The organism is Streptomyces sp. NPDC054783, assembly GCF_053611725.1.
The window spans coordinates 192,924-206,416 of sequence record NZ_JBSHAY010000008.1 but is presented as its reverse complement, the minus strand read 5'-3'; the positions used below and the strand labels follow the sequence as shown (position 1 = coordinate 206,416).

Genomic DNA, 13,493 nt, shown 5'->3' with positions numbered 1-13,493 from the left:
ATTACGCCCGATCCCCCGAGCTGAAACGGGGTTCGGCAGCACGATTTGGATCATTTTCCGATGAAGACGCAACGACCCCGCCCCGCGCGGGAGCTGCGAGGACCCGCCCCATGGCGAGCAGCACCAGCAACGACACGGCCCCCGCCGCCCCCGGAACCGCGAACCCCCACACCGTGCCACCGGCCTGGACCACGGGCCCCGCCACACCCGTTCCCACCGAGGCACCCACGGTGAACGTCGTCACAAGCCAGGAGAAAGCCTCGGTGACCGTCCCGCTCGGCGCATGCCGGTCCACGATGATGAACGCACAGGCGATACACGGCGCGAGGAACACCCCGGAGAGCACCGACAGCAGCACCATGGCCGGCGCACCCGGCGTCAGCATCAAAGGCAGGTAACACACCGCCAGAAGGGCCACGAGCCCACTCAGTCGCCGCTCCGGCGAACCGTCCCACCGACGGGCCCCGTACACCGTGCCACCCACCAGTGCGCCCAGGCCCAGCCCCGCCATCATCCAGCCGTACACCGCGTCACCGCCATGACCGTCGGCGTACGACACCGACGCGACCGTGATCGAGCCCAGCGCGATCCCCACGAACAGGAAAGCACCGAGCAGCACGAGCAGACCCGGCGAGCGCAGCGCGCCGAGCCAGTGCGCCTCACGCGGCGCCGACCGCCACGCGCGCGAGGGCGGCGACACGACCACGGAGAGCGCACCCAGCACCCCCAGCAGGTTCAGCACCAGCAGGGCGGCACGCTCGTCCCACAGCGACACGCACAACGTCACCAGCAGCGGCCCCACCGTGAACATGATCTCCTGCGCGATCGCGTCCATCGCGTACGCCGTGTGCACCTGCTCCTCGCGCCCCAGCACCGACGGCCACAGCGCGCGCAGGCCGCCCTCCAGCGGCGGCGTGAACAGACCGGCCGCCGCCACGGCCGCATACGCCAGCGGCAGCGGATCGGTGCCGGAGAACGCGAAGACCGCCATGGACAGGGCCGCCAGCACCGCCGCCGGCAGCTGCACACGCGGCTGGCCGTGCAGATCCACGAGCCGGCCCAGCACCGGCTGGCCCACGGCGTTGGCGACGCCGTAGACCGCGGCGAGGGCACCCGCGAGGCTGTACGTGCCGCCCTCGGCACGGACGAACAGCACCAGGGCGATCGCGGCCGTCGCGTTCGGCAGCCGCCCCACCAGCGTGCCGGTGAGCAGCCGCAGCGCATGCCGCGCCCGGAGTATCTCCAGATAACCCGTGGCCATGTGCCGCCCTCCAGCCCCAAGTTTTACGTATAACTTCCGTCGTCATACGTACCATGTGCGCTGTTCACACGTCCAGGCGAACGACCAGAAGAACAGGGGCAGCCCACCGTGGCACGCAGCAGCACGCGCCCGACCAGCCGGGACGTCGCCCAGGCAGCCGGGGTCTCCCAGGCCGCCGTCTCCCTCGTACTCGGCGACAAGTGGCGCGGCCGGGTCTCCGCAGCCACCGCCGAACGAGTCCGCGACGCCGCACGCGAACTCGGCTACCGCCCCAACCTCGCCGCCCGAAACCTCCGCCTCGGCCACACCCGCACCGTCCTGCTGGTCGTACCGGCCCTGACCACAGAGTTCTTCGCCGGCGTCTACACCGGTGCCGCACGCGTCGCCGCCGAAAACGGCTTCGGCCTCGTCCTCTACCCCTCCCCCGAAGGCATCGGCCCCGCCCGCGACCCCTTCGCCTCCGCCCAAGCCGCCCTCGACGGCGTCATCGCCTCCTCCATGGCCGCCGACGCCCTCACCGCCATCCGCGGCGACCAACTGCCCCTGGTCATGCTCGACAGCGACCCCGAAGGCAGCCTCGGCGCCGCCACTGTCAACCTGGACATCACCGACGGCGTCCGCCAGGTCACCGACCACCTGCTCGCCCTCGGCCACCGCCGCATCCTCCACCTGGCCGCCGACGTACCCTCCTGGACCTTCGAGGTACGCGCGCGTGAACTCGCGACACGCATGGCCGCCGTACCGGGGACGCACGTGCGCACGACCCGGGCCCCGATCTCCATCGAAGGCGCCCTGACCGCAACCGAGACCGCGCTCACCGCCCCCGGACCCCGGCCCACCGCCGTCGTCTGCGACGACGACAAACTCGCAGCCGGCGCCTACAAAGCCCTGCGCCGCCTCGGCCTGCGCGTACCCGACGACGTCTCCGTCACCGGCGTCGACGACCTCGGCCTCGCCACCGCCATCGACCCCGAACTGACCACCGTACGACTGAACGCCGAGCTCTTCGGTGAACGCGGCATGCAAGCCCTCCTCGCCGTCCTGGAAGGCCGGCAACCCGAAAGCGGGGACATCCCGGTCCGCCTCGTCGTACGCGGCTCCACGGCCCCACCACGCGCCGCCCAGGCCCCACGCTGACATACCCGAACGCCGTGTGCCCCGGCCAGGAGAACGGCCGGGGCACACGGGAGCAGGCAAACAGGGCGGCGGATCACTCCTCCTCGGAGCCGTCCTCCTCCTCCGAGCTCTCCGCCTCGGTGGCCGCGCCGTCCGCCGCCAGCAGACGCGACAGCTGACGACCGACGATGCGCTTGAACTTGCGCTTCTGCGGACGCGTACGATCCAGCACCGCCACCTCCAGCCGCTCCGCGGGAATCTCCCGCTCGCTGCCGTTGGTGTCACGGGACAAGGCCTGCACCGCCAGCTTCAAAGCCTCCGCCAGCGACATGCCGTCACGGTGACGCTGGTCCAGGAAACTGCTGATCTGCTCGGCGTTGCCGCCCACCGCGACCGAACCGTGCTCGTCCACGATCGACCCGTCATGCGGCAGCCGATAGATCTGGTCACCCTCCGGGGTCTCCCCCACCTCGGCCACGACCAGCTCCACCTCGTACGGCTTCTCCGCGGCCGACGAGAAGATCGTGCCGAGCGTCTGGGCATAGACGTTCGCCAGACCACGGGCGGTCACATCATCACGGTCATAGGTGTAACCCCGCAGGTCGGCGTAACGGACACCACCGATGCGCAGGTTCTCGTACTCGTTGTACTTACCGGCGGCCGCGAAACCGATCCGGTCATAGATCTCGCTGAACTTGTGCAGCGCACGGGACGGGTTCTCACCGACGAACACAATGCCGTCGGCATACTGCAGCACGACCAGGCTACGGCCACGGGCGATGCCCTTCCGGGCATACTCCGCCCGGTCGGCCATGGCCTGCTGGGGGGAGACATAGAACGGCGTCGACACCGGTTATCCGTCCCTTTCTGTCATGGTCACTGGATCACCTCGATAAGAACCGGGGCCCGCACTCAGAGCAGGGCGGCCTTCGGGCCGTCCGGCTCCTCCAGGCGCTTCTGCAACACCGCACGAGCGATCTCGGAGGACTCCTCCTCCGTCACCCGGCGGAAACCGTCCTCGGTGATCACGGTGATGATCGGGTAGATCCGGCGGGCGACATCGGGACCACCGGTCGCCGAGTCGTCGTCAGCCGCGTCATAGAGAGCCTGCACCACCAAAGTGGTCGCCTGCTCCTCGGACAGGTCATCACGGAACAACTTCTTCATCGCACCACGAGCGAAGATCGAGCCGGAACCCGTCGCCGCGAAGTTGTGCTCCTCGCTGCGGCCACCCGTGACGTCGTAGGAGAAGATCCGCCCCTTCTCGCGGTCCAGGTCGTATCCGGCGAAGAGGGGGACCACGGCCAGGCCCTGCATGGCCATACCGAGGTTTGACCGGATCATCGTCGACAACCGGTTCGCCTTGCCCTCCAGCGACAGCTGCGCACCCTCGACCTTCTCGAAGTGCTCCAGCTCCAGCTGGAAGAGCTTGACCATCTCCACGGCGAGACCGGCGGTGCCGGCGATACCCACGGCCGAGTACTCGTCCGCCGGGAACACCTTCTCGATGTCCCGCTGAGCGATGATGTTGCCCATGGTGGCCCGACGGTCACCGGCCAGCACCACGCCCCCCGGGAAGGTCACGGCCACGATCGTGGTGCCGTGGGGCGCCTCGATCACACCCTGTGTGGGCGGCAGCTGCCGGTTGCCCGGCAGCATCTCGGGCTGGTGCTCGGACAGGAAGTCCATGAAGGAGGAGGACCCCGGCGTCAGGAAGGCAGCTGGTAGACGCCCGGTGCCACGAGAGTTGGCTTCCACAAGTTTCCTTCCAGATAGGCAGCGGCTCGGCGAGCGGTGCCTGGGTCGTCGCACAACTTGCCGATGGCCGAATTGCAGTTGAAGCACAGTACGCCACGGACCCTACCCGTCTCGTGGCAGTGATCCACATGCGCGGGCGGGGCAACCAGACAGATCGCGCAGAGGCCGTACTGAGAGGCGATCATCGCGTCACGCTCGGCTTCGGTGAGGCCGTAGTTGCGCTTCAGGTGGTTGGCTCGCCCCTCGGCAGCCCGGCACGCTTTGCAGCGTGTCGACAACCCGTCCGAAGCCGTGGCGTTGCGATGCCACTCGCTCCAGGGCTTGACCTCCCCGCACTTCAGACAGTGTTTGTATCCATCGGGCACTTCCACCTTGGGCCTGACCATCTTGCCGAGGCTCTCCTGATGCGTCCGGTGGTAGTCCGATGCGCACTCCCGGCAATGTCGCTGCAGACCGTCGAGGTTCGATCGCCGATTAGCGAAGGCTGCGTGCGGCTTCGATTCGCCGCACCGCACGCAGCGCTTCACACCTTCTTCGCTTGCCAAATTTGCCCCCCGTAGTCTTCGATTCGAAGGCTACTGGCCGCCTTTCTGAACGAATGACCGAACGAAATCCTCTGCGTTCTCCTCCAGGACATCGTCAATCTCGTCCAGGACGGAGTCCACGTCATCGCTCAGCTTCTCGTGCCGCTCCTTGAGGTCCTCCGAAGCCTGCGCGTCCTGCGCCTGCTCCTCGACCTCTTCGGTCGCGCGCGTGGCCTTCTGCTGGCCGCCGCCGGTGTCCTTGGTTGCCATAACCCTCACCCCGCTCAGTTCGCCTGCCGATCGGTGATGATCAGACCCTACAAGCCGGGTCCGACATCGGCCCCGCAGTTTCTCCAACGTACGGGGGCCATCTCGATGATTCCCGGGCGGCAGGATTTCCACCCTGCCGCCCGGGCCGCACCGAGTACCCCTCTGGCCCGCTCAGCCGCCTGACAGGACCCTGACCAGGTCTTCTGCGGTGCGGCAGCGGTCCAGCAGCTCCTTGACGTGATTTCGCGTTCCGCGTAGCGGTTCCAGGGTTGGAACGCGCTGCAACGAGTCCCGGCCGGGGAGGTCGAAGATGACCGAGTCCCAGGAGGCGGCGGCGACGTCGTCGGCGTACTGCTCCAGGCAGCGGCCGCGGAAGTATGCGCGGGTGTCCTCCGGCGGCTTGGTGCGGGCCTTGTCGACCTCGGCCTCGTCCAGGAGTCGCTTCATGCGGCCGCGGGCGACGAGGCGGTTGTAGAGGCCTTTCTCGGCGCGTACGTCGGCGTACTGGAGGTCGACGAGGTGGAGGCGGGCGGCGTCCCAGTCGAGGCCGTCGCGGCGGCGGTAGCCCTCCATCAGTTCGCGTTTGGCGACCCAGTCGAGTTCGCCGGCGAGGCTCATGGGGTCGTTCTCGAGGCGCGTGAGGGTGTCTTCCCAGCGGGTCAGGACGTCCTTGGTCTGGTCGTCGGCGTCGGCGCCGTAGCGCTCCTCCACGTACTTGCGGGACAGCTCGTAGTACTCCATCTGGAGCTGGACGGCGGTCAGGGTGCGTCCGCTGCGGAGCGTGATCAGGCGCTTCAGGGCGGGGTCGTGGGAGACCTGGTGGAGCGTCCTTACCGGCTGGTCGACGGCGAGGTCCACCGCGATGAAGCTGTCCTCGATCATGGACAGGACCAGGGAGGTCGTGCCCAGTTTGAGGTAGGTGGAGATCTCGGAGAGGTTGGCGTCGCCGATGATCACGTGGAGGCGGCGGTACTTCTCCGCGTCGGCGTGGGGTTCGTCGCGCGTGTTGATGATGGGGCGCTTGAGGGTGGTTTCGAGGCCGACCTCGACTTCGAAGTAGTCGGCGCGCTGGCTGATCTGGAAGCCGTGTTCGTGGCCGTCCTGGCCGATGCCGACGCGGCCGGCGCCGGAGAAGACCTGGCGGGAGACGAAGAAGGGGGTGAGGTGGCGCACGATGTCCGAGAAGGGGGTTTCCCGCTTCATCAGGTAGTTCTCGTGTGTGCCGTAGCTGGCGCCCTTGTTGTCGGTGTTGTTCTTGTAGAGGTGGATGGGCTGGGCGCCGGGGAGCTGGGCGGCTCGTTCGGCGGCTTCGGCCATGATGCGCTCGCCGGCCTTGTCCCAGAGGACGGCGTCGCGGGGGTTGGTGACCTCGGGGGCGCTGTATTCGGGGTGGGCGTGGTCGACGTAGAGTCGCGCACCGTTGGTGAGGATGACGTTGGCGAGGCCGATGTCCTCGTCGGTGAGCTGGCTGGCGTCGGCGGCCTCCCGGGCGAGGTCGAAGCCTCGCGCGTCCCGTAGCGGGTTTTCTTCCTCGAAGTCCCAGCGGGCCCGGCGGGCCCGGTGCATCGCCGCCGCGTAGGCGTTGACGATCTGGGACGAGGTGAGCATGGCATTGGCGTTGGGGTGGCCGGGGACGGAGATTCCGTACTCCGTCTCGATGCCCATTACTCGCCGTACGGTCATGCGGCCCTCCTTGCCCGGCGGCACCCTCGGTCGTGGGCGCCGCTCACGTACCGCTGGCGCTCCGGTGCGTGTGCGGTGCCCGTCCCCGCACTGCGCGACTCGGCGGTAGGAACGAGCCTAGAACGCCTTTGCGCTGGTGGGGAGATCATTTGCGTCATTGGCTGCTCCGGTCGTGGCCTGAAAAAACGCAAGGGCTGCGGGTACCCCGGTGAGGGCACCCGCAGCCGCCCTGCTGTTACAGGTACTGACCGGTGTTCGCCACCGTGTCGATGGAGCGTCCGGTGTCTGCGCCCTGCTTTCCGGTGATGAGGGTACGGATGTAGACGATCCGTTCGCCCTTCTTTCCGGAGATGCGGGCCCAGTCGTCGGGGTTGGTGGTGTTGGGGAGGTCTTCGTTCTCCTTGAACTCGTCCACGCAGGCCTGGAGGAGGTGGGAGACGCGGAGGCCCTTCTGGCTCTTTTCGAGGAAGTCCTTGATCGCCATTTTCTTGGCGCGTCCGACGATGTTTTCGATCATGGCGCCGGAGTTGAAGTCCTTGAAGTAGAGGACTTCCTTGTCGCCGTTGGCGTAGGTGACTTCCAGGAAGCGGTTCTCCTCGGATTCGGCGTACATCTGCTCGACCGCCGTCTGGATCATGCTCTGGACGGTGGTGGCCTTGTCGCCGCCGTGTTCGCCGAGGTCGTCGGCGTGCAGCGGGAGGCGTTCGGTGAGGTACTTGCCGAAGATGTCCTTGGCGGCTTCAGCGTCGGGGCGCTCGATCTTGATCTTCACGTCGAGGCGGCCGGGGCGCAGGATGGCGGGGTCGATCATGTCCTCGCGGTTGGAGGCGCCGATGACGACCACGTTCTGCAGGCCTTCCACGCCGTCGATCTCGGCGAGCAGCTGCGGGACGATGGTGTTCTCCACGTCGGAGCTGACGCCGGAGCCGCGGGTGCGGAAGAGGGACTCCATCTCGTCGAAGAAGACGATGACGGGGGTGCCCTCGCTGGCCTTCTCTCGAGCACGCTGGAAGACGAGGCGGATCTGCCGCTCGGTCTCGCCGACGTACTTGTTGAGCAGCTCGGGGCCCTTGATGTTGAGGAAGAAGCTCTTGCCGGCGGCTTGGCCGGTGACCTCGGCGACCTTCTTGGCGAGCGAGTTCGCCACGGCCTTGGCGATGAGTGTCTTGCCGCAGCCGGGGGGGCCGTAGAGCAGGACGCCCTTGGGCGGGCGCAGCTCGTGCTCCTTGAACAGGTCGGGGTAGAGGTACGGCAGCTCGACCGCGTCGCGGATGGCTTCGATCTGGTTGCCGAGTCCGCCGATCTGCTCGTAGCCGATGTCGGGGACCTCTTCGAGGACGAGTTCCTCGACCTCGCTCTTGGGGACGACTTCGTAGACGTAGCCGGAGCGGGGTTCGAGCAGGAGGGCGTCGCCGGCGCGGATGGTGACGTCCAGCAGTGGCTCGGCGAGCCGTACCACCCGTTCCTCGTCGGTGTGCCCCAGTACGAGGGCGCGCTCGCCGTCCTCGAGGATTTCCTTGAGGGTGACGATGTCGCCGACGCGCTCGTATTCCATGGCTTCGACCACGTTGAGCGCTTCGTTGAGCATGACTTCCTGGCCGCGCCGCAGGTCGTCGAGGTCGACGCTGGGGCTGACGTTCACGCGGAGTTTGCGGCCTCCGGTGAAGATGTCGGCGGTGCCGTCCTCGTTGGCCTGCAGAAAGACGCCGAAGCCGGCGGGCGGCTGGGCGAGCCGGTCGACCTCCTCCTTGAGGGCCACGATCTGGTCGCGGGCCTCGCGGAGGGTGTTGGCCAGCCGTTCGTTCTGGGCGGACACGCCGGCCAGGTTGGTCTGCAGCTCGACGATCCGCTCTTCGAGAATCCTCGTGTGTCGCGGAGAGTCGGCGAGCTTGCGTCGCAGGACGGCGATCTCCTGCTCAAGGTAGGCGATCTGCCCGGCCGGGTCGTCGGACCCTCGTCCCGGGCGGATGCCGCGGTTCATGTCGTCGTCGTGGGCTGCCACGGTCCTCACCTCCTCCAAGGGGAGCTGGACGCTTCCAGACCCTACCTGGGTGGGTGTCGATTGAAACCCCTAGATCACCAAGACTGTCAAGGTGTGTCGTCGGTCACCCGTTGCGCTCCCCCTCGCACGGAGGGGATACCCACTCAACGTGATGCGGAAGCGGCTTGTTCCGGGCATCGCATGGTCAAAACCCTTCGGGAGTGGCCGGAGTTGTCCGGTCCGGGCTGGTGGGCCCGGGAGGTGGGCAGCCCGCGGTACGCTCTCGCGGTCATCACGCTGAGCGACGGTCCGGGTGACGGGCGTGACGGCGGGTCCGGCTTGAAGTGGTGGGTGCCGTGGCCGATGTCATGTCCGTCCTGGTCGGGCGCTGCTACCCGAGGGGGCGGGAGTGGAAACCCGGTGCCGGTGGAACGTGGCTGGAATGCGGGCGGAGGTAGGGTCGGGGGTGTTCAACAGCCGCTGGTGCGGACCCGGCTGGCCCTTGGGGTGCCGGTTCCGCCCGGCGTATCGACGGCAGGAGAGGTGACCGTGCAGCAGGAGGCCCTGGGCGGGGAGGCGCTGGAGGTCTGGATCGACCAGGATCTGTGTACCGGTGACGGGATCTGCGCCCAGTACGCGCCTGAGGTGTTCGAGCTGGACATCGACGGGCTGGCTTATGTGAAGGGTGCGGACGCGGAGCTGTTGCAGGCGGTGGGTGCGGTGGCGCCGGTGCCGTTGCCGCTGCTGACGGATGTGGTGGACTCGGCTCGGGAGTGTCCCGGTGAGTGCATTCATGTGCGCCGGGTTTCGGACAGGGTCGAGGTGTACGGGCCCGACGCGGAGTGAGTCCGGGCCGGGCCGTGCGTCAGACGCCGTGGGCGTCTGTGGGGGTGGAGCGGATGAACGCGGTGCCGTTCCAGTGCCACTTGGTGGGGGTCTTGAGGTCGGGGCAGCAGTTGGGGACGGCGTCGGAGGAGTAGCCGAGCAGGGTGGCGGCGACGGTGCCCGCGCGTATGGAGAAGTCGGTGACGGTGAGCCGGTCCTTGGGGTCGACGAGGGTGGCCACGACGCGTGGTTGGTCGCTGTCCGGGGAGCGGGTGAGGACGTAGGCCCCGTCGGGCGGTGTGCCCATGGCGGAGTCGCAGTGGACCACTGCGACCGTTTCGGGTCTGCCGTCGCCGTCGAGGTCTCCGGTCGCTTTTTTGGCGACCACGGCTTTCACGGGTCCGCATTGCAGGGGGAAGTCGACGCCGGTGGTGCTGGGCGCTGCGATGGCAGCGGGGGCGGACTTGCCGCGGGTGTCGGTGTGGGTTTGGGCGGCCGTGGCCGATCCGGGTTGTACGACGGAGGAGAAGGCTACGACGCCGGCGACGGCCGTGGCGGTGGCGACCCAGTGGATGGGCCGGGTCTGGCTGTGAGCGAGCTCCGGAACGGCGGATTGCTGCACTAGGAGTGTCTCCTGTGAGGGCTGTGCCGGTGGGGTGGCCAGCATGGTGCCACACGTCACAGTGCGGGGGAACGGCGGGGTCGGGGATTCCCGCAGGCGGCGGCCCGCGCGTGTGGTGGGCGTGCGGGTGGGGCCCCTGGTGGCCTGTCAACGAGCGGGCGCCGTGCCGCAGTTCCCGTCGGTGTGCGGGAACTGCGGCACGGCGCCCTTGCGTTGTGCTGTGTGCGGGGTGGGTCAGCGGCCGGGGCCGCCGTCGGCGTTGGGTCCGGCGTAGTCCTCGCCGTAGGCGCCCTTGGCGGGGCGGCGGCGGCGCATGGGCGGCTCGACGCCGTCGGCGAGGCGGCGGGCGGTGAGCAGGAAGCCGGTGTGGCCGATCATGCGGTGGTCGGGGCGGACGGCGAGGCCTTCGATGTGCCAGTTGCGGATCATGGTTTCCCAGGCGGTCGGCTCGTTGAAGCAGCCGATCTCCCGGATGGACTCCACGGTCCGGGCGAGCTGGGTGGTGGTGGCCACGTAGCAGCAGAGGATGCCGCCGGGGACGAGTGCCTTGGAGACGGCCTCGAGGCATTCCCAGGGGGCGAGCATGTCGAGGATGACGCGGTCGACGTCGGTGTCGGAGAGATTGTCCTGGAGGTCGCCGACGGTGAGCTGCCAGGCGGGGTGGGGGCCGCCGAAGTAGCGTTCCACGTTCTGCTTGGCGATCTCGGCGAAGTCCTCGCGGCGCTCGTAGGAGTGCAGCATGCCCTGGTCGCCGATGGCGCGCAGCAGGAAGCTGCTGAGCGAGCCGGAGCCCACGCCGGCCTCGACGACGCGTGCGCCGGGGAAGATGTCGGCGAAGGCGAGGATCTGCCCCGCGTCCTTGGGGTAGACGACGGCTGCCCCGCGGGGCATGGACAGGACGTAGTCGGGGAGCAGGGGGCGCAGCGCGAGGTAGGCGACGTTGCCGGTGGTGCGGACAACGCTGCCCTCGGGAGCGCCGATCAGTTCGTCGTGCGGGAAGGAACCCTTGTGGGTGTGGAAGTTCTTCCCGGCTTCGAGCGTGAACGTGTAGTGGCGGCCCTTGGGGTCGGTCAGCTGTACCTGGTCCCCGACCTTGAAGGGCCCGCGCCTGCGGGCAGCACCGGTCGGTTCGGACATGTGACCAGCGTACCGGTTCCCGTCCTGGGGTTTGGCCGCCGGAGGGGGCGGGGCAAGGGCGGGTTCGCACGGTGCGGGCCGTCGGTGGCCGGGCGGGCCGACGTGCGGCGGCAGCCGCACGTCGATGCGGCCCCGCGCCCCCTTTCGGGGCGCGGGGGCGCAGGGCGTTACGAGGCGGGGCGTGCCATCGCCTTGACGAAGGCTCGTTCCACGTCGGCGGCGGACAGGACGCCGTAGATCTCGCCGGTCTCCTCGACCACCAGGTACTCCGTGGCCGGGGTGGCGCGCAGGACGTCCAGGAGCGCTTCTCCGGCGAGCTCGGCGGAGACGCGCATGCCGTCGGTGAGATCCTGGGCGAGGCCGCTGACGGCGACCCAGGGGCGGCGGTGTTCGGGTACGCCGACGATGGCGGACTCGCGGACCAGGGAGATGGGGTTGCCGTGGGCGTCGACGACGACCAGGGCGCGGGCGCCGGCGGCGTTGGCGCGGCGCAGCGCTTCCGACAGCGGGGTGTTGGTCTCGACGGGTACGGCGCGGCGGGTGAGGGTGCGGGCGCGCAGTTCGGGGAGGTGTTCGCGCAGGCGGGCCATGCGCAGGCTGTTGCCGGCGCCGGTCCAGATGATGGCGGCGAGGATCGCGGCGAGCAGGGCGTCGGTGACGGTGTCCATGCCGCCGGTGTCCTCGCCGTTGCCGCCGAGGGCGCCGGAGTGGTTGAGCAGCGGCAGGCCGATCAGGACGGCGACGGCGAGGGCGCGGCCGACCCAGGCTGCGGCGACGGTGCCGCTCATGGGTTTGCCGGTGATGGCCCAGACGACGGCGCGGAGCATGCGGCCGCCGTCGAGGGGCAGGCCGGGGAGGAGGTTGAAGATCGCCACGATGAGGTTGGAGATCATCAGGCCGGCCAGCAGGACGCCGGGTACGGTGCCGGGTTCGACGGGCTTCATGGCGAGGTAGAACAGGCCGGCCAGGACGAGCGAGAGCAGTGGTCCGACGAAGGCCAGGACGAACTCGCGGCCGGGGGTCTCGGCCTCCTTCTCGATCTCGGAGACGCCGCCGAAGAACTGCAGCTGGATGCGGCGGACCGGGAGCTTGAAGCGGATCGCGGCGACGGTGTGGGCGAGTTCGTGGACCAGCACGGAGGCGTAGAAGGCGACGGCGAAGAACAGGGAGACCAGGTAGCGGGCGGCGCCCAGCTCGGGCAGTACGCGGTCGAGCTGGCCACCGAACACCCAGGTGATGAGCGCGGCGACGAGGAACCAGCTCGGTGCGACGTACACCGGCACGCCGAAGGGGCGGCCCATGAGGATGCCGCCACCGGGCTCTTTGGGCCGTGGCTGGGGCGGTTCGCCCTTGGCGATTCCGGAGTGGGCGAGGGTCCGGTGCTGCTCGGGGTGCGTGTCCGGCGGGGTGCCGGTGCCGGGGGCGTTTCCGGGTCCGGCGGAGGGGTCGGGGGTGTGGGGCGGGACGGTCGCTTCGCGGGAAGGGGTCTTCGATCCGCCGGTGTCGCCGGTCGTGACGCCGGTGCCGGTGGCCTGCGAGTCACGGGTGCGCCCGTCGGCGCCCGCGCCCTGACCGGTGCCGGCCGTAGGGGGGCTGCCCTCGGCGCCGGCCGCGTTCGCACTGCCGGTGCCGCTGGTGCCGGTCTCGCCGATGTCAGCCCTCGCGTTGCCGGTGTCGGCCGGGCCGCCGTCGGTCCTGTCGGTGTCCGAGCCGTGGTCGGTGCCGGCCGTACCCGCCGGAGGCACGGTGGCCCCCGAGCCGTGGGCGGCGCCGGTGTTGTCCGTGCGCGCAGGCGCGGTGGCGTCCGAGCCGTGGTCGACGCTGTCCGTGCTCTGCGGGGGCGCGGAGCTGCCCGTGCCCTCAGGAGGGGCGGCGGCGTCCGGGCCTGCGGCGGTGCGGTCCGTGCCCTCCGGGTTCGCGGTGGTGTCCGCATCGGGCTGGGCGGGGCGTGCGACGGCCGGGCAAGCGGAGGCGTCCCCCTTGTCGTCGGACTCGGCCCGGATGTGGTCCGCGGTGGGCGTCGCGGGTTCGGGCTCCGGACCCGCATGGTCGGTGCGGTCGGTCGTCGGGGCCGTTGGACCTGCGGGCTGCTCGGCCGGCTTGTCTTTGCCGGACCGCGGCTGCCCGCTCCCGCCGCTCACGTCCACGGTGTCCCCTCGTTCGAAGCGTCTTCCGCACCTGCCGGACGGAAGGGTCTGTGGTCGATGGTATGCGGCCTTGGTGACGCGTTTCGCCCCGGCACCCCTTGTGTTTGCCGCGCGGTCGCGGGGCCGGAGGCGGGCGGCGGCTGGGTCACTGTCAGTGGTGGGCCGTAAG

Annotated in this window: 12 protein-coding genes; 2 read left to right on the top strand and 10 right to left on the bottom strand. The window is 69.3% G+C overall.

Annotation, left to right across the window (positions count from 1 at the left end):
* Position 1: 1 nt before the first annotated feature.
* Positions 2 to 1,261, bottom strand: a complete 1,260-nt coding sequence (locus ACWGJ5_RS17175; RefSeq protein ID WP_453310531.1) for an MFS transporter — start codon at positions 1,259 to 1,261, stop codon at positions 2 to 4.
* A gap of 108 nt (positions 1,262 to 1,369) precedes the next feature.
* Here ACWGJ5_RS17175 and ACWGJ5_RS17170 point away from each other — a divergent pair, with 108 nt between their 5' ends.
* Complete coding sequence (locus tag ACWGJ5_RS17170) at positions 1,370 to 2,398, top strand: LacI family DNA-binding transcriptional regulator (RefSeq protein WP_453310530.1); 1,029 nt, start codon at positions 1,370 to 1,372, stop codon at positions 2,396 to 2,398.
* Between the two features lie 73 nt (positions 2,399 to 2,471).
* Here the strand turns inward: ACWGJ5_RS17170 and prcA are convergent, their stop codons facing one another.
* The 6 genes from prcA to arc all read right to left on the bottom strand — a co-directional run bounded on the left by prcA (position 2,472) and on the right by arc (position 8,614).
* On the bottom strand, positions 2,472 to 3,227 hold the full coding sequence (gene prcA / locus ACWGJ5_RS17165) for a proteasome subunit alpha (protein ID WP_351603498.1): 756 nt from the start codon (positions 3,225 to 3,227) through the stop codon (positions 2,472 to 2,474).
* A 62-nt stretch (positions 3,228 to 3,289) separates the two neighbouring features.
* Entirely contained in the window at positions 3,290 to 4,135 is an 846-nt protein-coding gene (prcB, locus tag ACWGJ5_RS17160; protein WP_453310529.1) for a proteasome subunit beta, read from the bottom strand.
* Entirely contained in the window at positions 4,087 to 4,680 is a 594-nt protein-coding gene (locus tag ACWGJ5_RS17155; RefSeq protein ID WP_453310528.1) for an endonuclease VII domain-containing protein, read from the bottom strand. The genes prcB and ACWGJ5_RS17155 overlap by 49 nt, the downstream gene beginning before the upstream one ends.
* A 30-nt stretch (positions 4,681 to 4,710) precedes the next feature.
* Positions 4,711 to 4,929 carry a ubiquitin-like protein Pup gene (locus ACWGJ5_RS17150; RefSeq protein WP_023551933.1) on the bottom strand — a complete coding sequence of 73 codons (219 nt, stop codon included), beginning with the start codon at positions 4,927 to 4,929 and terminating at the stop codon, positions 4,711 to 4,713.
* A gap of 171 nt (positions 4,930 to 5,100) precedes the next feature.
* Complete coding sequence (gene dop, locus ACWGJ5_RS17145) at positions 5,101 to 6,612, bottom strand: depupylase/deamidase Dop (RefSeq protein ID WP_453310527.1); 1,512 nt, start codon at positions 6,610 to 6,612, stop codon at positions 5,101 to 5,103.
* Positions 6,613 to 6,847: 235 nt separating this feature from the next.
* Positions 6,848 to 8,614 (bottom strand): proteasome ATPase, encoded by a 1,767-nt coding sequence (gene arc / locus ACWGJ5_RS17140; RefSeq protein ID WP_453310526.1) that lies wholly within the window; start codon positions 8,612 to 8,614, stop codon positions 6,848 to 6,850.
* 522 nt (positions 8,615 to 9,136) lie between these two features.
* Between arc and ACWGJ5_RS17135 the strand changes: the two genes are divergently transcribed.
* A complete protein-coding gene (locus ACWGJ5_RS17135) occupies positions 9,137 to 9,439 on the top strand; it encodes a ferredoxin (protein WP_453310525.1) in 303 nt (100 codons plus the stop codon).
* Between the two features lie 19 nt (positions 9,440 to 9,458).
* Here ACWGJ5_RS17135 and ACWGJ5_RS17130 read toward each other — a convergent pair whose 3' ends face one another.
* The 3 genes from ACWGJ5_RS17130 to ACWGJ5_RS17120 form a co-directional block, all read right to left on the bottom strand.
* On the bottom strand, positions 9,459 to 10,040 hold the full coding sequence (locus ACWGJ5_RS17130) for a hypothetical protein (protein ID WP_453310524.1): 582 nt from the start codon (positions 10,038 to 10,040) through the stop codon (positions 9,459 to 9,461).
* A 234-nt stretch (positions 10,041 to 10,274) separates the two neighbouring features.
* A complete protein-coding gene (locus ACWGJ5_RS17125) occupies positions 10,275 to 11,177 on the bottom strand; it encodes a tRNA (adenine-N1)-methyltransferase (protein ID WP_228618655.1) in 903 nt (300 codons plus the stop codon).
* Between the two features lie 167 nt (positions 11,178 to 11,344).
* The gene (locus ACWGJ5_RS17120; protein ID WP_453310523.1) at positions 11,345 to 13,324 is read right to left on the bottom strand and encodes a site-2 protease family protein; all 1,980 of its coding nucleotides are present in this window, start codon (positions 13,322 to 13,324) and stop codon (positions 11,345 to 11,347) included.
* Between the last annotated feature and the right edge of the window lie 169 nt (positions 13,325 to 13,493).